Annotated in this window: 14 protein-coding genes; 9 read left to right on the forward strand and 5 right to left on the reverse strand. The window is 45.2% G+C overall.

Going from position 1 to position 21,632, the window contains the following annotated elements:
• Positions 1-36: 36 nt before the first annotated feature.
• From treS to glgB, 3 genes are read right to left on the reverse strand one after another with little or no spacing between them, the layout of a single operon-like run.
• Positions 37-3,405 carry a maltose alpha-D-glucosyltransferase gene (treS, locus tag ABH008_RS15075; RefSeq protein WP_347986437.1) on the reverse strand — a complete coding sequence of 1,123 codons (3,369 nt, stop codon included), beginning with the start codon at positions 3,403-3,405 and terminating at the stop codon, positions 37-39.
• Positions 3,406-3,461: 56 nt separating this feature from the next.
• Entirely contained in the window at positions 3,462-5,453 is a 1,992-nt protein-coding gene (locus tag ABH008_RS15080) for an alpha-1,4-glucan--maltose-1-phosphate maltosyltransferase (RefSeq protein WP_347986438.1), read from the reverse strand.
• Positions 5,450-7,390, reverse strand: coding sequence for a 1,4-alpha-glucan branching protein GlgB (glgB, locus tag ABH008_RS15085; RefSeq protein WP_347986439.1), 1,941 nt, complete (start codon positions 7,388-7,390; stop codon positions 5,450-5,452). Before glgB ends, ABH008_RS15080 begins: the two co-directional genes overlap by 4 nt.
• A gap of 321 nt (positions 7,391-7,711) precedes the next feature.
• Between glgB and ABH008_RS15090 the strand changes: the two genes are divergently transcribed.
• The 5 genes from ABH008_RS15090 (at position 7,712) to ABH008_RS15110 (ending at position 13,608) form a co-directional block, all read left to right on the forward strand.
• Positions 7,712-7,888, forward strand: a complete 177-nt coding sequence (locus ABH008_RS15090) for a CsbD family protein (RefSeq protein WP_347986440.1) — start codon at positions 7,712-7,714, stop codon at positions 7,886-7,888.
• Between the two features lie 71 nt (positions 7,889-7,959).
• A complete protein-coding gene (locus tag ABH008_RS15095; RefSeq protein ID WP_347986441.1) occupies positions 7,960-9,627 on the forward strand; it encodes a thiamine pyrophosphate-binding protein in 1,668 nt (555 codons plus the stop codon).
• Between the two features lie 581 nt (positions 9,628-10,208).
• Positions 10,209-11,090 carry an oxidoreductase gene (locus ABH008_RS15100; protein WP_347986442.1) on the forward strand — a complete coding sequence of 294 codons (882 nt, stop codon included), beginning with the start codon at positions 10,209-10,211 and terminating at the stop codon, positions 11,088-11,090.
• Between the two features lie 251 nt (positions 11,091-11,341).
• Positions 11,342-12,688 (forward strand): anion transporter, encoded by a 1,347-nt coding sequence (locus ABH008_RS15105; RefSeq protein ID WP_347986443.1) that lies wholly within the window; start codon positions 11,342-11,344, stop codon positions 12,686-12,688.
• Positions 12,689-12,954: 266 nt separating this feature from the next.
• On the forward strand, positions 12,955-13,608 hold the full coding sequence (locus ABH008_RS15110; RefSeq protein ID WP_347986444.1) for a BON domain-containing protein: 654 nt from the start codon (positions 12,955-12,957) through the stop codon (positions 13,606-13,608).
• A 44-nt stretch (positions 13,609-13,652) separates the two neighbouring features.
• Here ABH008_RS15110 and ABH008_RS15115 read toward each other — a convergent pair whose 3' ends face one another.
• Together ABH008_RS15115 and ABH008_RS15120 are read right to left on the reverse strand one after the other, a co-directional pair.
• Positions 13,653-14,153, reverse strand: a complete 501-nt coding sequence (locus ABH008_RS15115) for a DUF1269 domain-containing protein (RefSeq protein WP_347986445.1) — start codon at positions 14,151-14,153, stop codon at positions 13,653-13,655.
• 242 nt (positions 14,154-14,395) lie between these two features.
• Positions 14,396-17,980: an HAD-IC family P-type ATPase gene (locus tag ABH008_RS15120; RefSeq protein ID WP_347986446.1), complete on the reverse strand. Its 3,585-nt coding sequence runs from the start codon at positions 17,978-17,980 to the stop codon at positions 14,396-14,398.
• A gap of 331 nt (positions 17,981-18,311) precedes the next feature.
• Here ABH008_RS15120 and ABH008_RS15125 point away from each other — a divergent pair, with 331 nt between their 5' ends.
• From ABH008_RS15125 to ABH008_RS15140, 4 genes are all read left to right on the forward strand, one after another.
• A complete protein-coding gene (locus ABH008_RS15125) occupies positions 18,312-18,485 on the forward strand; it encodes a hypothetical protein (protein WP_347986447.1) in 174 nt (57 codons plus the stop codon).
• A 213-nt stretch (positions 18,486-18,698) separates the two neighbouring features.
• The gene (locus ABH008_RS15130) at positions 18,699-19,835 is read left to right on the forward strand and encodes an ABC transporter permease (protein WP_347986448.1); all 1,137 of its coding nucleotides are present in this window, start codon (positions 18,699-18,701) and stop codon (positions 19,833-19,835) included.
• A gap of 1 nt (position 19,836) precedes the next feature.
• A complete protein-coding gene (locus ABH008_RS15135; RefSeq protein WP_347986449.1) occupies positions 19,837-20,538 on the forward strand; it encodes an ABC transporter ATP-binding protein in 702 nt (233 codons plus the stop codon).
• A complete protein-coding gene (locus ABH008_RS15140; protein WP_347986450.1) occupies positions 20,535-21,620 on the forward strand; it encodes a biotin/lipoyl-binding protein in 1,086 nt (361 codons plus the stop codon). Before ABH008_RS15135 ends, ABH008_RS15140 begins: the two co-directional genes overlap by 4 nt.
• Positions 21,621-21,632: the final 12 nt, after the last annotated feature.

Below are 21,632 nucleotides of genomic sequence, written 5' to 3' on the forward strand. Positions count from 1 at the left end.
TATGCATTATCTAAAACAGTAAGCGCCCATTTATGGCTAATTCTTTTGCTGTCCAGCATCCATTACCAGGCTTAACTTATTCATTATCTCCAGAATACCTCGTAACGGAATCGCTACCCAATCCGGACGATTGTCAAGTTCATAGCGCACCTCGTACAGTAATTTTTCCAGCAAAAACAAATCGAGTAAGCCTCGTAGCGGCATCGGTGCGGCAATTATTCCTGAATATGCTAAGGTTTCAGCGTAGGCGGCCAGAAACACACGTCCAACCTCTGCTTCCCAGTCGCGCAGCAGAGATTCTAATTTCGCCGCAACTTCGGGCGATTCCACCAGCTCTTTAGCAATAGCCGTAACGGCGGCGTAGTTAAATGACAGTAACATGCCAGCCACATCCCGCAATGGCGAGTGTTTGCAACGACGTTCGGCCAGTGCACGGGTCGGCTCTCCTTCAAAATCGATAATCACGAAATCATTCTGTACAAGTAATACCTGCCCTAGATGGTAATCACCATGGTAGCGGGTCTTGACGGTGTTGATCGGTCTGGAAATACAATGCTCAAGCATGTCCGCAATCGCGGTGCGTTGCGTAAGAAGGCTTTGCGCTAGCTCCTTATCCTTTTCGGCGAAACCCATTAGCCTATGTTCAAGTTGATTCAAAGTAGTGGTAGCCTCTGCTTTTACATGTGCCACCCAAGCCGAAACATCCGCGTCGCTAACTGGCTCTGGACTGAAAGCGGGATTGCTGGTAGCTGCGCTCAAGGCATTGTGTAATTCACCGGTACGCTTTCCCAAAGTCTGTATGAGTAACAGATAGGCGACATGTGCTGGTGCCTGGGCTTCGGATGGCGGCACTATCAGGCGGGATTCTTCCAGAAAGCGTTTAAGGTAATCCAAGGTGTAACACCAAAAATCACCCTGATTTTCTATCTGGCCTTGCAGTAAAGCCAAGGTCATGCGGCTTCCGTCGGCCGCTTCATATTCAACAGCACCAGCCACTGGTGCCAAATGCGAAAATTTACCGCCTTCAGTTAGAAAACGTCCTATCTCTAACTCAGGATTTATCCCGATTTGTATATGCCGATAGCCTTTCAGAAATAAACGTTCACCCAGTAACACAGCCGTATTACTGCCCTGTATGGCGACTGCTTGTACCGGCAGATCGGCAATCGCCTCCCCTGCGAGCTCTGCATAAACACTGGTAGGTGTAAATCGGATAACGCCATTTTGACTGGAAAAGGTTTGGTTGGTGCCTATGCACAACACCAGAGCCCGACAAAACGCCTCGTCTGTAAAGGCATCAGCCAGAATACCGATATGCGCTTGTTGACGTACTCTGGCCAGACTAGTAGGCAACATGGCATGCAGGCGCTCCGTATCGCTTGTCTCCCACGCCAATCCCAGAGGTATGAAATAGCTGAATGGTTCCGCCTGATCTGTTTCGATGTTCACCAGCGCCACCAGCCATTTATATGACTCGTTCCCCCACACTACGTAATCGCTGATAACCGCTCGCCGCACTGGATCGCCCTTGGCGCCATACCATCGTTGCGTCGAGACAAAATTCGGTAATGCATCTGTTTCTAGCTGGTTACGAACCCGATCAGCCATAGTTCTACGCCAAGGCTCAACTTTTTCCCGAAAGAAACTGCGCCAACCGTCGAACAGTACCAACATTGGCAATTCTTCTGGTGTTAGATGTTCCTCGTGCCAATCTTGCACCTCTTTGCCACTGGACAAACGAAACCAATAAAAGTTATGACCCGGCAATGTCAGCAGATAGGGCAAATCGCCTATGGGAGGAAAAGCCGAACATCCCATCAACTCCACAGGAACATAGCCCTTATATTCGTGAAGATCGAGTTCCACCGCCTGTGCGGCACGTGACAAATTACTTACGCACAGAATAATGTCTTGTGCATAAGTCCTGAAATAGGCGAGTATTTTGCGATTTCCTGGATGCAAAAAAACCGTTTTTCCGCGACCAAAGGCCTGATGTTTTTTACGCACGGCCAACACACTTTGCATCCAGTTCAACAATGAAGCATGTTCACGTTGCTGCGCCTCCACATTCACTGCTCCATAGCCATACACTGCATCCATGACAGGCGGAAGATACAGATTCTGAGGATCGGCACGCGAGAAACCCGCATTGCGATCTGGACTCCACTGCATCGGGGTGCGCACACCATTGCGGTCACCGAGAAATAAATTGTCTCCCATACCGATTTCATCACCGTAATAAATAATGGGTGAGCCCGGCAAAGACAGCAACAAACTGTTCATCAACCGAATTTTATTGCTTTCATTGTCCATAAGTGGCGCCAATCGGCGGCGAATGCCGAAGTTAAGACGCGCCCGCGCATCATCGGCATACATTTGATACATATAATCGCGTTCTTTATCAGTAACCATCTCGAGGGTAAGCTCGTCGTGATTACGCAGAAAAGTCGCCCATTGACAGGATTCAGGGATTTCTGGAGTCTGGCGTATGATGTCGACAATGGGATGACGATCTTCCTGGGCTATGGCCATATACATACGCGGCATCAGTGGGAAGTTATAAGCCATGTGACATTCATCGCCATCGCTAAAATAATCCCGCACATCCTCCGGCCACTGATTGACTTCGGCCAAAAACACCCGATTTTGGTAATACTTATCCAGCACCGCGCGCATTTGCTTGATAACGGCATGGGTTTCCGGCAAGTTTTCGTTTTGAGTTCCCTCTCGTACACACAGATAAGGAATGGCATCTAGCCGGACACCGTCAACACCATGATCCATCCAGAAACGCATGATTCTGATAACCGCTTTAACTACTTGAGGATGATTGAAATTAAGATCGGGTTGATGACTGAAGAATCGATGCCAATAATAAGCGTGGGCGACTTCATCCCAGGCCCAGTTCGATTTTTCGGTATCGCTGAAGATAATGCGCGTTTCTGGAAACTGATGGTCGTTATCGCTCCAAACATAATAATTACGCTTGCTGGAACCGGGTGGAGCCCGACGCGCTGCCTGAAACCAGGGGTGCTGATCGGAGGTGTGATTGATAACCAGTTCGCTGATAATCTTCAGATTGCGGCGGTGCGCTTCTTTCACGAACAACCTAAAATCAGCCATATCGCCATATTCGGGATAAATGTTACGATAATCGGAGATATCATAACCATCGTCGCGCATTGGCGAAGGATAAAAGGGTAACAACCAAAGCGTGTTCACCCCTAAATCCTGTAAATAATCCAGCTTCTGCATCATGCCAGAGAAATCACCAACGCCATTATTGTCGCTATCGAAAAATGCCTTGACGTGCAATTCGTAAATAACCGCGTCTTTATACCAAAGCGGATCGGCCATCCATTGCGCATTGTCCGTAAGCGCAGTTTTTATTGTCTTGGGTTTCATCTTTATCATCGATCTTTCATCCTGGTTTAGCGGCTGTTCGCCATTAGAAAACCCAGCTATAGAAAATAGTCGAAGTCATGCTCAGTCCGCACCCGTCGACGCAGTTTAAAAATGTGTACCGGCGTAACTTGCGGATTGAGTTCAACGTAGTTTCGGGTACCGTTCCACAAAAAACGGGCGTTTGTTAATAGATCGTGCATCTGGAAAGGTCTTGTATCTAGACCAAGTAGTTCTAAATCCAAGCTCACCCAACCTGACTGGGTATGATGAGGATCGAGATTGGCTACTACCAAAATGATATTGGTCTCATCTTCAGCGATTTTTGCAAAACACAGCAGACTCTCATTGTCCACAGTCATAAAATGTAAACGCTGATTTTGCTGCAATGCCGGGTTCTCACGGCGTATCCGGTTCACTCGCGCAATAAAATCTTTTAGACTGTCCGCACGTTCGATATCCCAGCTGCGCAGCTGATATTTCTCGGAGTTCAGGTATTCTTCACCACCCACTTCTCGAGGCGTTGCCTCCAGCAACTCATAAGCCGGTCCGTAAATTCCGTAACTCGCTCCCAGTGTAGCCGCCAGTACCAAACGCAACATGAACGCCGAGCGGCCGCCGAATTGCAGATACTCTGACAGAATATCCGGTGTATTCGGCCATAGATTAGATCGAAAATATTCGCGCACTTGCGTACAGGTCAGCTCAGTGAAATAGCTCTCGATTTCGCTTTTAGTATTGCGCCACGGAAAATAATTGTAAGATTGACTGAAACCCAGCTTGGAGAGCTGATAGATAACTTTCGGCCGGGTAAAGGCTTCCGCCAGAAAAATAGTCTCGGGATGCTCGCGCTTAACCTCCGCTATCAGCCATTCCCAAAATTGGAATGGCTTGGTGTGCGGATTATCGACCCTGAAAATACTCACCCCCTGCTCTACCCAAAACAAAACCACATCCAGCAGTTCCTGCCAGAGCTCACGCCAGGCTTCGGTTTCAAAATTAAAAGGATAAATGTCTTCGTATTTCTTGGGTGGATTCTCGGCAAACTGGATGCTACCGTCCGCGCGATGACGAAACCATTCAGGATGCTCGTGCACGTATGGATGATCCAGAGAACATTGGAACGCAATATCTAAAGCAATCCCTATATCCAGCTCTTGTGCCTTCTGCAGCAGATGCTGAAAGTCTGCCAAGGTACCCAATTGCGCATGTATTGCTTTATGGCCTCCATCCGCTGCACCGATAGCCCAGGGACTGCCGACATCCTCATTGCTGGTTGACAGTGTATTATTCGCGCCCTTGCGTTGACTCAGACCTATTGGATGTATAGGCGGCAAATACACCACATCGAAACCCATGAACGCGACATAAGGCAAGCGTTTTTCACACTCGGCAAAGCTGCCGTGCAGCATGCCATCAGCCATGCAGGATCGCGGGAAAAACTCATACCAAGTACTGTATTGGGCTTGTACAGGCTCCGCCCATACGCATAAGGTGACGGGATAATCCGTAGCCAGACTACGCTCAGGATGTGTTCGCATTAGACTTGCCAGTGTTTCTGACATGGCCTGTGCATAACCAGCCTCTGGTTTCACCGAACCTAATGCTTTGGCAAATTCTTCAAGTTGCAACTGATTATTTCCGTCAGCACGCACTGCCGCCTCAGCGACCAATAGTGCACCTGCCAGCAGCGCCAAGCCGATATCTTCTAATTCAATCCGTCGTGCAAATTCCTGCCGCCAGGAAAAAAAAACATCACTCCAGGCAGTCAACGTGTAGAAATAGCGACCCAGTTTGGTAATCGGAAACGAAGCGCACCAACGGTCAACGGCCAGCGGTGTCATACTAAGTTCATGCCAACCCGTTTCCGCTTCATGCCGGTAGCGCAACAAGCAAACCAGTGCATCCTGGCTGTCTGTGAAGGCATCGGCTTTCACTTCTACGCTCTGACCGATAACACGCTTGATCGGAAACCGCCCGCCATCAATTATCGGCTGTACATTTTCAATCACTACCCGCCGCCTGCCATCAATGATTAATATGTCTGTCATAGTCCACTTCCTGATCTGAAGAAAAGCACGGCAAGCGGCGGCAAGCGCAACATGAGTGAGTGATACATTTCGCCACACCGAACCGGAGCGGCTTCTACACCGCCAAAATTCCCGACGCCATTGCCGCCGTATAGCTTGGCATCGCTGTTCAGCACTTCCTGCCACACACCGCCGACAGGCGCACCGACTAGATAATTTTCGCGAACCAGCGGGGTAAAGTTACAAACGATCAATAGAGTATCGTTCGAATTAACGCCACGGCGCACAAAGCTAATTACGCTTTTTTCGGCGTAGTTGCAGTCCATCCATTGAAAGCCATCACGACTAAAGTCTTGCTGATAGAGCGCCGCGTGACTACGATAAAAACCATTGAGATCGGCTATCCAGCGCCGCAAGCCCTGTTGATGCGGATATTGCAATTCGTCCCAATCCAGACTTTCATCGTGCTGCCATTCGTGTTTCTGTCCGAATTCGCAGCCCATAAATAACAGTTTTTTACCTGGATGCCCCCACATATAGCCATACAATAAGCGTAAATTGGCAAACTTTTGCCATTCGTCGCCCGGCATTTTAGCGATCAGCGACCCCTTGCCCTGTACCACTTCATCGTGTGAAAAAGGCAATACGAAATTTTCGGAAAAGGCATACCAGATGCTAAAAATCAATTGTGCGTGGTGATATTTGCGGTTAATTGGATCCTCGGCAAAATACTGCAAAGTATCGTGCATCCACCCCATATTCCATTTCAGACCGAAGCCCAATCCACCAGACGAAACCTGTCGTGAAACCATAGGCCAAGCAGTCGATTCTTCCGCGAAAGTTTGCGTACTCGGGTATTCACGATAAACCGCCTCATTCAGATTGCGCAGGAATGTGACTGCATCCAGATTCTCCCGACCGCCATTACGATTTGGAATCCACTCGCCTTCCTTACGGCCATAATCCAGATAGAGCATCGAAGACACCGCGTCCAGGCGCAAACCATCGATATGATATTTATCCAGCCAGAATAGTGCGCTGCTGGTCAAGAATGCCCGCACTTCGTAGCGACCGTAATTAAACAGTGAACTATGCCACTCCGGTTGATAACCCTGTCGAGGATCCGCATGTTCATAGAGATAGGTGCCATCGAAATGTCCAAGACCATGGGCATCGCATGGAAAATGCGCCGGCGCCCAATCCATGATCACACCGATGCCATGCTGATGCAAAGTATCCAGCAAAAACATCAAATCTTGCGGATCACCGTAACGCGAGGTGGCCGCAAAATAACCGGTGGTTTCATAGCCCCAGGAGCCATAAAAAGGATGCTCGGTTAACGGCAAGAACTCGACATGGGTAAAACCCATCTCATTCAGGTAAGGAGGTAGCCATTGCGCCATCTCGCGATAAGTTAAAAAACGATTGCCTTCTTCTGGAACTCTACGCCAGGAACCGAAATGGACTTCGTAAATGGAACAAGGGGCGTTAAGTTGATTTTTCTCACCACGTTTTGCCATCCAATCCGTATCATGCCAAATATAATCCAGTTCGCAGACCAGGGAGGCAGTCAGGGGCGGCACTTCGCAACTAAAGGCAAAGGGATCTCCTTTATCTGCTATTTTTCCGTCGCTGGAAACTATCCTGTATTTATAGCGCTCACCAGTGGTCACCCCCGCAATAAAGCCTTCCCAAATCCCCGAGTCGTCATTACGCATCTGAAGTGGATTAGAATCTGCATGCCAAGCATTAAAGTCGCCGATGACCGACACAACAGCCGCATTAGGTGCCCAAACCGCAAAATGGCAACCTATTACGCCATCGACAGTGATGAGATGTGAGCCAATTTTTTCATACAGGCGAAAATGATTGCCCTGTTTGAACATATAAATATCGAGTTCCGTAAGCTGACAAGCATCATTGCCCGCCGCTAGGGAAAGTGTCGTGACCATGGGCATTTACTGACCCTCAATTAGGATGATTCCAAATAGGAACGTAAGAAACGGAGAAAATTAAACTCAGCATGGTTTAAACAGCATTTTATGTCCGTACGCTATCGCACACACTTACCCGCTTTTAAAATTACCCAATTGACAAGATTTAAAGTTCAAACTGTGCCGCAGCTTTTGAAACTAGCATAAAGTTCGCTTTTGCGTATCAATGTTCGTTGCCGAACTGACTGCCTTAGTTATTCCTATTAAGGTATAAATCGAGCGGATAAAGCGAAAAATCTCATCGCAATTTGCTTAAATCAATTTAATTTATTCTCAGGAACTATCATGAACAAAGATCAAGTAAAAGGCAGAATCGAAGAATCCAAAGGTAACGTTAAGGAAGTGGCTGGTAAGATACTGGACAATGAGGATATGGAAAATGAAGGTAATTTAGATAAAAACGTAGGAAAGTTACAGTCAGGATTTGGCGACCTTAAAGAACAGATCAAGAAATCAAAATAATACCTGTCAGGTAGCAAATGTTTAATTGAAACTTAGCAGCGTTGTATCTGCAAACAAAGGACTCAATCACAATGAATACTTCTCAATTTACGGTTGCAAATTACCTAATTTCCCGACTGCAGGAGATTGGCGTAGATCATTTGTTTGGTGTGCCGGGGGATTTTGTGCTGGGTTTTTTAAATCAGGTACTAAAGAGCGATTTAAAATATATAGGCACCTGTAATGAACTTAATGCAGCCTACGCCGCTGATGGCTATGCACGCATTCGCGGTATTGGCGCATTTTGCTCGACTTATGGTGTTGGAGAATTAAGCGCGATCAATGGCGTGGCTGGCGCTTTCGCCGAACGCGTGCCGTTGGTAGTGATTACGGGTTCTCCATCAACAATTAACTTTCGCAATCGGCCACTTTTGCATCACACCATGGGAGATTATCAAATCCCCTTGCGAATGTACGAGAAAATTACAGCCGCCTCAACCGAACTGGTTTCTGCAGATACGGCAGCTGCCGAAATAGATCGGGTGTTAACAATCTGTGTTTCTCATCAACAACCCGTTTACATTAGTATTCCTGCTGATGTGGTGATGATGCCTTGCCAACCTCCTAAGCCTTTTCGTTTCCCTACAACTCTCGGCAGCGATCCTGATACGCTGGGCGAGGCGATCAACGAAGCATTGCAAATGCTGAATAATGCTCGGCAACCCGTTATCATTGGCGATGTGGAATTGATACGCTTCAAGCTGCAACAAGATTTTGCCAACTTGCTTGATAAAACTGGCTTTCCCTATGCGACCATGATGTTGGGCAAGAGCGTCCTGTCAGAGCAGCATCCACAATTCATTGGGTTGTTTGAAGGTGAACGAAGTCGTGACTATGTGAAAAATCGAGTTAACTCTGCTGATTGTATTCTGCAATTGGGGGCAGTACTCACCGATTTTAACACGGGTGGTTTTACTGCTAACCTTGACGAAACCAAAACTATAAACGCTAACATCCGTTCAGTAAGAATCAAACATCATTATTACGAGAATGTATCTCTACATGACTTTATCGCAGGACTAACAGAAAAAATTAGCCGACGAGACCCTGTAACACTGAATATCCAAAGTGCGAAAGATGGCTGCGTGCATCGTTGTGCGGAGCTATATATTCCTGATCCACAGAAAGTACTGACTATCCAACGATTTTTCGACCGCATGAGTCATTTTATAGCCGACGATGCCATAGTCGTTGCTGAAACAGGTGTAGCCTTATTCAGTGCAGCCGAAATGCTGATGCCCAACGGTGCGACCTTTATTGGTCAGACTTTTTACGGCTCAATTGGCTATACCATCGGCGCTACCTTGGGTGCCAGCATGGCCGCCAAACACAGGCAGGTTGTGCTGTTTGTGGGAGACGGTTCATTCCAAGTTACTGGACAGGATCTGTCGACCATGATCCGCAATCATCTCAAGCCGATCATATTTTTGCTTAATAATGAGGGGTATACCATAGAACGCGTGATCAGCGATCATGCCTACAATGACCTGCAACCCTGGAAATATCATAAATTAGTAGAAGTATTTGGTGGTGGGCTAGGTATTGATGTACGTACAGAAGGCGAACTTGAAGCAGCACTGGCTAAAGCTACGGCGGCAGATGAGCTGGTATTCATCGAAATTCATACTGACCGTCTGGACTGTCCAGAGTCGTTACGCAGCGCTGGTCGCAGCATGGCAACGACAAATCACCTTGATTAACAAACAATAAAATCAAATTGTCTGATTGTTAACCACTATCTATTCACTATCCCCTTAATCATTAGCACATTAATGATGTTCTTCAATAGTAGACATGAAATCTCGCCTAACCCAAAGTTTCTAGCAATTGTAGATAAGTTAATGGATTGAAGTCAGAAAACCCCTTGTTAACTTGGCTAGTAACGTTTCAACGATCATCCATGAATAGAACTCACCGATACTGTGTGTGCTTACCCCAATACTAATTGATTTCATTTCAAAATGACTGCGCAATTAATTTTGTGTCGGTGCGTTATTAGACGTTAAGAAGCAAAACACCTTAACTCGTAATCTGTTTGCTGCCGAACAGACCGTCTAAAGCAAAACATTAATAATTAACTTGCGTCATGACTTACGCTTATCCCATTACGCTTAAATTCAGTATTGGCATATACAGGCTTGTAAACAAATATGGGTTAAGTGCAAGCCATAAGCCAATATATTCGCTTTGCAATAGATTACGGTTTCAATGTTTGGGTTAGATAGCTGAATTGAGACTTTACCCATATTAATCTTAACAGTAAATTTTTGGAGTACCTTTTATGACACAAACCAACAATCAATTGCCATTAGTTCAAAAACCGGTATGGTTTATCACGGGCTGCTCGACTGGCTTTGGTCGAGAGCTTGCCAAACAATTACTAGAACGTGGTTACCGAACTGTCATCACAGCTCGTGATCCAGAAACACTCAATAGCTTAGCAGCCTTAGGTGAAGCACTAGTACTAAAACTGGATGTGACTGATCAAGATCAAATTGATGCGGCCATATTGGCAGCAACACAAAGGTTTGGCAGCATTGATGTACTAGTAAACAATGCAGGAATTGGTTATTTTGCAGCTGTTGAAGAAAGCGAAGAAGCCGAGATACGTAAAATGTTCGAGATTAATTTCTTTGGTTTAAGTCGTATGATACATGCGGTTCTGCCGGCAATGCGTCAACGAAAAAGCGGCTACATTGTCAACTTTTCATCCTTAGCTGGATTACGTTCATTCCCCGCACTTGGTTACTATAATGCGACCAAGTTTGCTGTGGAAGGATTGTCCGAAGCACTCTGGCAAGAGGTAGAACCATTGGGAATCAAGGTTATGCTAGTCGAACCTAGTGGTTTTCGCACCGATTGGGCCGGACGCTCTGCCGATGAAAGCCAACAGCAAATTGCGGATTATGCAGCCACTGCAGGTGTTTGGCGTAGCCAAGTGCGCGCCATTTCTGGACATCAACCCGGCGATCCCATACGTGGCATGCATGCGATTATTCAGGCTATTGAAACCACTAACCCACCTCATCATCTGCTACTAGGTAAAGATGCCTTTGTGGGCGCTACCAGCAAGTTGGATGAATTACACAAAGAGTTTTTAGCCGGTGAATTGGTGGCACGTGCAGCAGACTTCCCAAAAGATAATCGGGGGTTAGCGGCTTAATATTTAAAGAATCAGGCTGCTGCCTTTTGTTCAAGGGTTATACCTTTTGCAGATAACAGCAGCATTTTGTTATGGTTTGATTGCCGAAAATCCGCCAGAATAGCCGCCTGACTTATTTTGCAAGGCCGTTTGGTGTTTGCCGTTACCAAACACGGAAATATCACGTAAAATCGACTTAATTTATAAGCGAACCTTAAAATGCACATCATTATTTGTAATAAATATTCCCTAATGTCTTGAAAGTGTCGTCAATGAAAAAAAACTGGCAACGACATTGGCCAAATATAGTCAGCATAGTGCTGGTTATCTGCGTGATACTTAACGCCCTTATTTCTACCGCAATCCCCAACTGGCTATGGGTAAGCCCTGAAGCTGATATCAGCATCCACAAAATTACAGTCGCAATCATCTTTGTAAGCAGCTATCTGGCGCTTGCGTTTGGCAAGATACCAGGTCTGAGCATTGATCGAGCCGGTATTGCTTTGGTGGGTGCAGGGTTAATGGTCGTATCCGGCGCTCTGTCACTAGAAGATGCCTATAAGGCAATTGACCTCGACACGATTACTTTGTTACTCGGAATGATGATACTTGTAGCCAGTTTACGTCTGTCTGGTTTTTTTGTGATGGTGACAAACTTGATTGTTGCGAAGGCAAAAAATCCACTGTTCCTGCTTTGCACTATCACCGCCACGTCAGGAATATTTTCAGCTTTTCTAGTGAATGATGCCATTTGCCTAGTTCTAGCACCACTGGTACTGGAACTGACACTTCGCCTGGGGCGTAAACCAGTACCGTATTTGCTTGCAGTAGCGCTGGCTTCTAATGTGGGCTCTACGGCAACCATTACCGGAAATCCACAAAACATTCTAATAGCCAGTTTCTCGCATATTTCTTATACTTCGTTTGCTCTTACACTTGCACCAGTGGCAATAATCGGGCTAATTATTACTGCTGTAATGGTGGGTGTCTTTCATCGAAAAGAATTCACCACCATTATCCACATGCAAATTGACAAGCCAAATTTACGTATAAATCGCGTTCTGGTGTTCCGCGCCTTATTGGCGACTGCGGCAATGATTACACTATTTTTTGCCGGTCAGCCGCCAGCCAAAGTTGCCATTATCATTAGTAGCTGGTTGTTGTTAACACGACGAATCAAGAGCAAACGCATCTATGCAGAAATAGATTGGTCATTGTTACTTATGTTTGCAGGATTGTTCATCATTGTGGCTGGAGCACAAAAATCATTGCTTACAGCCAATATAATGGCTGCAGTAGGTCATCTGCATCTCGATCAAGTGCCTGTCCTGAGTGCAGTAACTGCCGTGCTATCCAATCTGGTCAGCAATGTCCCTGCCGTGCTGATGATGAAGCCGTTTGTAACGGTTTTGCAGAATCATGATAGTGCATGGTTGGTGATTGCTATGGCTTCTACCTTGGCAGGCAACTTCACAATTTTAGGGTCGATTGCAAACCTGATTGTGGTGCAGAAAGCCGCCGAACGCGGAGTTTTGATTTCCTTCTGGGACTACTTTAAGGTAGGTGCGCCACTGACTTTAATCACGTTGATGATAGGTACTCTTTGGTTATCCCTGTAATAATTTGAATATCAGCAATGCTTGCTGACATTCTATTAATAACAACGGACGGGGGATTAAATGGATTATAAGTTGTGCTTTCAAAGATACCCTCAAAGAAATACCGTTTTCGCGAGTCTCAGGCATAAATAAGAATAATAGGAAAAGGCAAGAAATTGCGTGATGACAATTGTCGTCAATCATTACTTGTAAGTGGGCAGCCGCACAGATCGGATTACACTTTCAGTGCATACTTAATTCCCCTAATTCTACAAGGAAATACAGTCATGAAAAACGATATGCAAATACAAAAAGACGTCATTGCCGAGCTAAACTGGGAACCTTCCATTAACCCAACCAACATCGGCGTTGAAGTTAAAGATGGCATCGTCACTTTATCTGGACATGTCAACAGTTACGGAGAAAAACTGAATGCAGAACAATCAGCACAACGGGTTGCAGGTGTAAAAGCTTTGGCTGTTGAAATTGATGTTACCCTGCCAGGTGTCAGCAATCGCACAGATGCTGATATAGCCCGTACCGTAGAAAACGTTTTACAGTGGACGACATATTTGCCGAAAAATTCTGTCAGGGTGATGGTAGAAAACGGCTGGATTACACTTTCGGGTCAAGTTGACTGGGGTTACCAAAGAGTAACAGCAGCTAATGCAGTGCTGTATTTAATGGGCGTAAGAGGCGTTAGTAACGATATTACTATTAAACCAGCAATTACCTCAAGTTCAATCAAAGCCGATATCGAAACTGCCTTAAAACGACGCGCCATAGCTGACGCACAAAATATCTCTGTGGAAGTGCATGGCGAGGATGTTACTCTGACTGGAAAAGTTCACAGTTGGAACGAACGCGATCTGGCAACCCATTCTGCATGGTGTACACCTGGCGTTAAAAACGTAAAAGACAAAATGAGTTTTATTAACTAACTAAAATGCGGCGAGAATCCGTTACAAACGGATTCTCTTTAGCGTTAAGCGAAAAAATGCGGTTCAACGCCTTCAAAATCTACTTCAGGATGATGCATTACTATAATGGTTTTTATTTTTTCTATTTGATCCTCTTCCATATCTATCATAACTAGAAACTCGCCATTTTTTATCGCATCATCAAATTGTTTTAGGCGACGACTATCGGCACTAATGCCCACCAAAGTCGCTGAAAAGCTTCCCAGACCAGCACCTACCGTAGAGATTGCCAATACCGCTCCACCACCCAACACCAACCCCATCGGCAATATCAAAGCCACCAAACCACAAAACAAGCCAGTAGCCGCACCCAACAACAGGCCTTGCTCCAAAGCCGGAATAAAATCAGACTTTTGTAGAAAGGTTGCTTCAGGTAAAGCTTCCAGATGTGAACCTGGTTTGCCGATAACATGAATATGGCGTTCTTCGATATCAGCACTCAATAAATCATTCACGATGTTTTGGGTAATATTGATGTCTGGCGCTAAAAAATATATTCGTTTCATAACAGTGACTCCAGAAATAAATGTCCGCTAGTTTTAACTGATGTCCAACACGAAAAATACGTTTACTAAAATTTGAATGTGGAACAGTCGCTGGCACATTATGTGTCTTTGTGGCAAATTCATCTGTACGTAAACGAACATTGGGGCGAATGCTTACCATTAACAAAAAAGTTATGCTTAGCATGACTATAAGAAAATAACGCCTATTGCCCGATATTGGGTTAACTGATCAAAGATTTTGCTTATTGATTCATAGTATTTTTTAAAGCTTGCCCAGAAGATAAGCAGGCACCGAAGATAAAAATACAACCGGAGACATATAACCACAGCAATAAAGCCATGATGCCACCAAACGCGCCATAGATGGCATTTAAGTTGGTAAAGTACGCCAGATAAAGGGCAAAAACGCCTCCAGTCACCTGTAGTAGTAGCGTGGTACATAATGCTGAAGCCCAGACTTGTGAAAATGGGGTAGGCTGAACAGGCACAATTCTATAAAACAGACTGAGACTGAAGAACACCAGCAGCGAAGAAATAACAGTACTCATTAGCGGATTAAACCAGACACCGAAATCCATTATAGGTAATAGAAACCTCTCCATCATTCCAACCAGCACCGGCGCGGTAATGCCCATCATTAATACGCACAGCATCAGAGCAAGAAACAGCAAACTTTGCAACGGTAGTTGCCACCATTTGCCACTAACATCACCCCAAGCCTGATTGGTTGCCGTGATCAGATTTGTAAAAAACTGTATGGCTGACCATAACAGTGTTACCAGTGCCACAACGCTGACAGGTCCGCTAGTTTTGACTACTTGCGTCAGCGAATTGAATAAATAACCCTGCATATCTGCGCCGATTGGGATATAAGTTTTAATATAAGTGATAACAACCATTCCTGCCTGTTCTCGATCAATAAACAGCGCAGCAAAGGTTACAAATAACAAAATCATTGGAAAGAGCGAGAAAAACGCGAAATAGGCAAAGGCTGCCGCAGACTGACTGGCATTAATCTGCACAAATTTTTTCACAGCATGTGTAACTAGCAACCCAATATTGCCTAGCCAAGAAGTAAATCCAGATAAATAACTAGTCGTCACTTTGGGTTGATACGATTTTGCATGCCGATATTGTTTTAATAATTCCAGTACTAACAGCGGAATGGCCGAAACCACTAATAACAACAAACAATCTTGCAACGACATTTCTGTTGTTTTTAGTATCCTTTCCATCGGCGCATAATGTTGACTTAATACTTGCAATCCTAAAGATACCACCACAACCATAACCAGATTTATATTGGTAAATAGCGACAGTCGCCAAACTGGTTTGCGTTCATGGCGAGCGCCAAAGGAACGCAACAATTCGGCAAACACTAATCCGGCAAAAGCATATGAACGTGCCGATTCGGTATTTCCTGACTGTAAAGCATAAACATAAACCGCAAACACTATCCCTGCAGTCAACATACCCGTCAATAACATGGTTTGGAAAAACCTGGGATTGGTCATCCGCTCCGAACGGCGGCGCGGTGTATATTTCATCAGATCCGCATCAATAGGTTCGGTAGCTAAACACAACGCAGGTAAACCATCCGTAACTAAATTGATCCACAACAGATGTATAGGTAACAGTGGTGCGGGTAACCCTGCCAGAACACAGATTGTCATCAACAACAATTCGCCACTGCCACCGGCCAGCAGATATAGCAGGGTTTTGCGGATATTCTCATAGATACCACGACCTTCTTCTACAGCGGCGACTATCGTGGCAAAATTATCATCCGTGAGTATCATATCCGCCGCTTGTTTGGTCACTTCCGTCCCCGACTTCCCCATGGTAATACCAATATCGGCACCTCTGATAGCAGGTGCATCGTTAACCCCATCTCCCGCCATTGCCACTACGGCATCATTGGCTTTCCAGGCCCGAATTATGCGAAGTTTGTTTGCAGCGGTTACCCTGGCAAAAACAGCAATACCCGCAACCTGGGCTTGTAATTGAGTATCGGATAACTGATCAAGTTCCAATCCGGTAATGGCAATTTCTTTATCAGAGGCAATACCAATTTCTTTGGCTATAGCCATGGCGGTATGCGGATGGTCGCCGGTAATCATCACCACACGAATACCGGCAGTATGACATTTTTCAACGGCCGATTTGGCTTCCGGGCGCGGCGGATCATACATACCCGACAGACCGACAAACACCAGTTTACGCTCAACATTAACAGCAGTCAGATTAGCAATATCATCCTCAAGATCACGATAGGCTGACGCTAGCACCCTTAAGGCTTTATTTGCCATCAGCGTGGTTTGTGCCAAAATGTGTTCGCTATCCTGTATTGTTAGCGGGCGAATCCCGGCTTCAGTATAGAGATGCGTGCATAAACTCAACAATGCACCCGGAGCGCCATTAGTAAAAGCGCGTAGCTTCCCATCTGGCATTAGCCGCACCACCGAACTGCGCTTCCGATCTGAATCGAAGGGCATTTCCAACTGCTTAGGACATTCCAACTCTATACTTACCCGGTCGCCACCCACTTTACCTGCCGCAGCCAATAACGCACCTTCGGTTGGATCACCTAAGGTTTTCCAAACGCCCTCCTCCTGTAGCAAATGAGCATTATTACACCCTAATATAATAGATGTTAATGCCTGCATAGCGGGACAGTTAAGCACCGTGACTACTTGGTCTTGGCGCCTAACCTCACCTACTGGCCCATAGCCTTCGCCGCTGACGGCATAGTTTTGACCATCTACATAGAATGCTCTAACCGTCATCTGTCCCAGGGTCAAGGTGCCAGTCTTATCTGTGCAAATTACGCTAGTTGAACCAAGCGTTTCAACTGCAGGCAATTTCCGCACCAATGCACCGCGCCTTGCCATACGCAACACGCCAACCGATAACGCCACCGTTACCACAGCCGGCAAACCTTCTGGAACAGCCGCCACCGCCAAACTGATGGCAGTCATAGTCAATTCAAAAACCGGCGTTCCACGTAATAAACCCAGGCAAAACAATAACACCACGATAACGAGTGCCACCCACACTAAAATTCGACCAAAGGCATCTAGCCTGCGTTGTAACGGAGTACTCTGATCATCGGCGGCCGCTTTAATCAATCCCGCGATAAGGCCAAGTTCGGTATGCATTGCAGTGGCGACGACAACCGCCAGCCCTGTGCCTGACGCAATACTCCCGCCCATAAACAACATATTTTTACGCTCGGCAAGCGGGATTACACCAGCACTTAATACTGCAGTTTGTTTTAGGATGGGATCAGATTCGCCAGTTAATGCAGCTTCCATGCAGCGAAGAGACGCTGTTTCCAATAATCGGGCATCCGCAGCGATTAAATCACCAGCTTCTAGCTCCAGTATGTCACCCACCACCACAAACGCAGCTGGAATTGAAATGAGTTGCCCATCACGCCGCACCTTAGCCTGTGGAGCGGTCATTTTTTTTAGTGCCAGAATAGACTTTTCTGCCGTATATTCCTGATAGAAACCAATAATAGCGTTAAGAATAACAATAGTCAGGATGGCAATAGCGTCTAAAGTTTCCCCCATCACAGACGAAATAATGCCTGCCACTATTAATATCCAAATAACAAGACTATTGAACTGGCTAAAAAACATTAGCCATGGATTGATCGTTTTACCTTCCTGTAATTCGTTTAAACCATTGTTCGCCAAGCGAGTTGCTGCTGCCTGCGTAGAAAGCCCTAAGGCACTTACACCTAGCTTTACCAATACCTCATGACTGGACAAACTATGCCAGCATTCAGTTATTTCGAGTGGGATGAGCGTTAACTTCGTCATATAGTGTGCGGAAAAGCGACTAGTGGTTTTACAAATTAAGTTAAAACATGTGCTGAAATCCGTCTGTTGGCTAACGTACCTTGTAGACATTAATTTCCAGTGACAATCACTCCGAATATTAAATGATGAATTTATGTACGCAAACGTACTGAATTTGCGCATTCTATCTGATAAAACTAAACATACTTTAAGGCTATAGGATGTACAAAGTGAAGTGTATCTGTCGCGATTGATACGCTGCCGGTTGGTTCATCCTATAAAAACTGACCTTTTCGCAAAGTAGTTACAAATTAATCTCATTATTTTCGTAATCATTAATTGGGAACACAGCATGGATAAAGAACAAATCAAAGATTTAAACTCAGAGTCGTTAGATGAATGTGAAGCATTTGTCGGAAATATAACGACAGACTGGGAGGTTGATACAGCAGGAAATGCATATCGAATAGGTAACAAAGCCATTGATAATAGTATTGATTTTAGCGAAGATTTTCAAGATTGCTAACTATTGGTATTTGTAATTTTATGTCCATTTTGAGTTGTATTGAAAGCTATCAATCGCAACATACGTGATCAAAACCTATTTGTTACCAAAGACTAAAATCATTAAGGAAGCGAAAATCACTCCCACCCAGACGCAAACATTAACTAGACAAAACTTTAGCAGCCACAAATTAAAATATAGATTTCTGGCTGCAAATAAAGAGGCTGCCAGACTATGATGGGACTATTGAAGATAGCATTCAAATTACTGGTAAATGACAAAGGTAAATTTGCCGCCTTACTGATAGGTATTACCTTTGCTGTATTTTTAATGGTGCAAATGACTTCCATTTTCGCCGGAATATTGCAAAAGGCCTCTGCGGTAGTCACCAATATTGGTGCAAAAATCTGGATTATGGACCCTTCTGTGACGACAGTAGCCAATAGTATTCCCATGCCGGATTACGTGCAAGATGCAGTGCGCAGCATACCCGGTGTCAAATATGCAGTGCCCTTATACTCTGGAGGGGCAACACTAAAGTTACGCAGCGGCAACTACCAGTCGGTGACGGTTATGGGTTTGGATGATACCTCTTTACTAGGCAGACCTGAATTGCTGGAAGGACATATAGAAGACATCTACGCAGAAAACGGTTTTATAGTGATCAAAGATTCGGAAATCGAAAAACTGGAGAATCCGGTAATCGGTACGGAATTTGAACTGAATGATCACCGTGGCGTTATTGTCGGTATTGCTAAAGTGACCAATAACGGTTTGTTTGGCATTCCATCACTCTATACAACCTACAACCGCGCCATACAGTACATCCCCTCTGCCCGCTTTACCTCTTCTTATATTTTGGTGGAACCCAAGGCTGAAAGTGATATTGCATCTATCAAAAATGAAGTTGCAAAAATGGGTTATCTGGCACTGACCAATGAGGAGTTTTGCGACAATATTGCCGCATTTTACAAGTACAAAACCGGGATAGGTACCAATATCCTGTTAATGACTATTATCAGTTTTGTGGTCGGACTGTCTATTTCTGGACAAACTTTCTACACCTTTATTCTAGAGAACCTAGATAAATTTGGCGCGTTAAAAGCCATAGGTGCCAAAAGTCGTGAATTGATCATCATGATTGTTTTCCAGGCCGGATTTACCGCGCTTACAGGTTATGGATTAGGCGTCGGTCTATGTACCTTAATGATTATATTAGCCAAAATGCGTTTACCTAATTATGCCAGCATAGTGACCTACACCGATTTAGGCTTGGCCTTTGTAATGGTACTAATCATTGCCATATTTTCCAGTTATATCGGTGTCAGAAAAGTGTTAAAGATAGAACCATTCGACGTGTTTAGGGGTTGAGATGCCAAACATCGCCATTACCGCCAAACAGTTGGTTAAATGGTTTGGTGAGGGTGAAGCCCGAACTAACGCGGTAAAAGAGGTTAGTTTCGAGATTAGATATGGCGAAGCATTTTTTCTGGTCGGCCCCTCTGGCAGCGGTAAAACTACACTGCTGAGCATGATGTCCGGTATTCTCAGACCCAATTCGGGCAGTGTGTTAATTGACAACACCGATATCTGGAGCCTGGACAACGATGCCTTGGCCGATTTTCGCCTGAATCGCATCGGCTTTGTATTTCAGGATTATCATTTATTCCCTCGCTTGAGCACGGTAGAAAATGTGGCCATTCCGCTTATTCTTAAACGCCGCAACTGGGATGAGGCCATTCAAGAAGCCTTAAAGTTTCTGGATATTGTCGGGCTAAAAGATCGCGCACAATTGCCACCAGTTAAGTTGAGCGGCGGCGAGCAACAACGGGTTGCCATCGCCAGAGCGATGGTCAGCCAGCCCGATATTCTAATTTTTGATGAACCTACCGCTTCTCTGGATGGTGAAAGTGGCAAAAAAATCATGGCATTCGTTAAAAGCGACATTCTTAACGAAAAGCGTTGTGTATTGGTAGTCAGTCACGATAACCGTATTTTCGAATTTGCGGATCGCATTATGAAAATGGAAGACGGTCAAGTCACCGCGATTGAAAAACAGGGATTAGCAAAATGAACAACAAGGTTATATTCATCGTTTCAGGTATTGGTGTGGTCATTGGTTTGGCTGCTGCGTATTTTTCAGGGGTGGTCAACAGTCCGCTTCAACCAGTATTCAATCCAGCACCAAACCCGTTCCCGCAGGGAATATACGCTAACGGTCTGATTGAGAGCAATCTGCCCAGTGGTGAAAACATCAATATTTTTCCTGAAGTATCCGGCGTCGTGACAAAAATAGGCGTCACAGAAGGTCAAAATATCCAGAAAGGTACACCGCTCATAATGCTGGATGATGCTGTACAAAAAGCCACTACGGCGCAGTTGAAGGCGCAAGCTGATGCGGGTCTGATCATGTTGGAAGAACTAAAGCATCAACCCCGCCAAGAAGTACTGGCTGTTGCCAAAGCCCAGTTAGCTGTGGCTAAAGCCAGTTTATACAGTGCTCAGGTGGTATTGGACAAACAAATGCAGTCGTTTACTCTTAATCCACAGTCTGTGAGCAAGGATACTTTGGATAACGACAGCAACGCCGTCAAAGTAGCTGAAGCCAATTTTGAATTGTTAAAAAAACAGTATGAACTAACTAAGGCAGGTGCCTGGAGTTATGACATCAAAAATCAGGAAAAACTCTATCAGAACCTTTACAACAGCTACCTGGCGGCCAATGCTTTGTTATCGAAATATAGCATCAAAGCAAAAGAGGATGGCAGAGTATTGAGTATTATGGCTGCAGTTGGTAGCTATGTGTCGCCACAAGGTATTTATGGTTCCTATACGCAGGATATGAACCCGGTACTGGTGCTGGGTAGCGCGCAAAATCAATTGGCTGTCAGATGTTTTATAGACGAAATACTGGTCCCCAAATTACCCGCCACCTCTAAAATGCAGGGTAAAATGTTTATTCGCGGCACTAACACTAGTATTCCGTTGCAATTTGTGCGCATCCAACCCTATATTTCACCTAAAATCGAATTGTCCAATCAAAAAACTGAGCGGGTTGATGTACGCGTATTAACCATCCTGTTCAACTTTGCTAACACCGCAGAGCTAAACCTGTATCCGGGACAGCTGGTTGATGTTTATATTGGTGAAAAATGACCAATGGCAGCG

The organism is Methylomonas sp. AM2-LC (genome assembly GCF_039904985.1).
Lineage (GTDB): Bacteria > Pseudomonadota > Gammaproteobacteria > Methylococcales > Methylomonadaceae > Methylomonas.

Coding starts and splice junctions, on each gene's coding strand:
- ABH008_RS15120 (WP_347986446.1), bottom strand. CDS start 17,980: ATGACGAAGTTAACGCTCATCCCACTCGAAATAACTGAATGCTGGCAT.
- glgB (WP_347986439.1), bottom strand. CDS start 7,390: ATGCCCATGGTCACGACACTTTCCCTAGCGGCGGGCAATGATGCTTGT.
- ABH008_RS15090 (WP_347986440.1), top strand. CDS start 7,712: ATGAACAAAGATCAAGTAAAAGGCAGAATCGAAGAATCCAAAGGTAAC.
- ABH008_RS15140 (WP_347986450.1), top strand. CDS start 20,535: ATGAACAACAAGGTTATATTCATCGTTTCAGGTATTGGTGTGGTCATT.
- ABH008_RS15125 (WP_347986447.1), top strand. CDS start 18,312: ATGGATAAAGAACAAATCAAAGATTTAAACTCAGAGTCGTTAGATGAA.
- ABH008_RS15105 (WP_347986443.1), top strand. CDS start 11,342: ATGAAAAAAAACTGGCAACGACATTGGCCAAATATAGTCAGCATAGTG.
- ABH008_RS15130 (WP_347986448.1), top strand. CDS start 18,699: ATGATGGGACTATTGAAGATAGCATTCAAATTACTGGTAAATGACAAA.
- ABH008_RS15135 (WP_347986449.1), top strand. CDS start 19,837: ATGCCAAACATCGCCATTACCGCCAAACAGTTGGTTAAATGGTTTGGT.
- ABH008_RS15115 (WP_347986445.1), bottom strand. CDS start 14,153: ATGAAACGAATATATTTTTTAGCGCCAGACATCAATATTACCCAAAAC.
- ABH008_RS15080 (WP_347986438.1), bottom strand. CDS start 5,453: ATGACAGACATATTAATCATTGATGGCAGGCGGCGGGTAGTGATTGAA.
- treS (WP_347986437.1), bottom strand. CDS start 3,405: ATGAAACCCAAGACAATAAAAACTGCGCTTACGGACAATGCGCAATGG.
- ABH008_RS15110 (WP_347986444.1), top strand. CDS start 12,955: ATGAAAAACGATATGCAAATACAAAAAGACGTCATTGCCGAGCTAAAC.
- ABH008_RS15100 (WP_347986442.1), top strand. CDS start 10,209: ATGACACAAACCAACAATCAATTGCCATTAGTTCAAAAACCGGTATGG.
- ABH008_RS15095 (WP_347986441.1), top strand. CDS start 7,960: ATGAATACTTCTCAATTTACGGTTGCAAATTACCTAATTTCCCGACTG.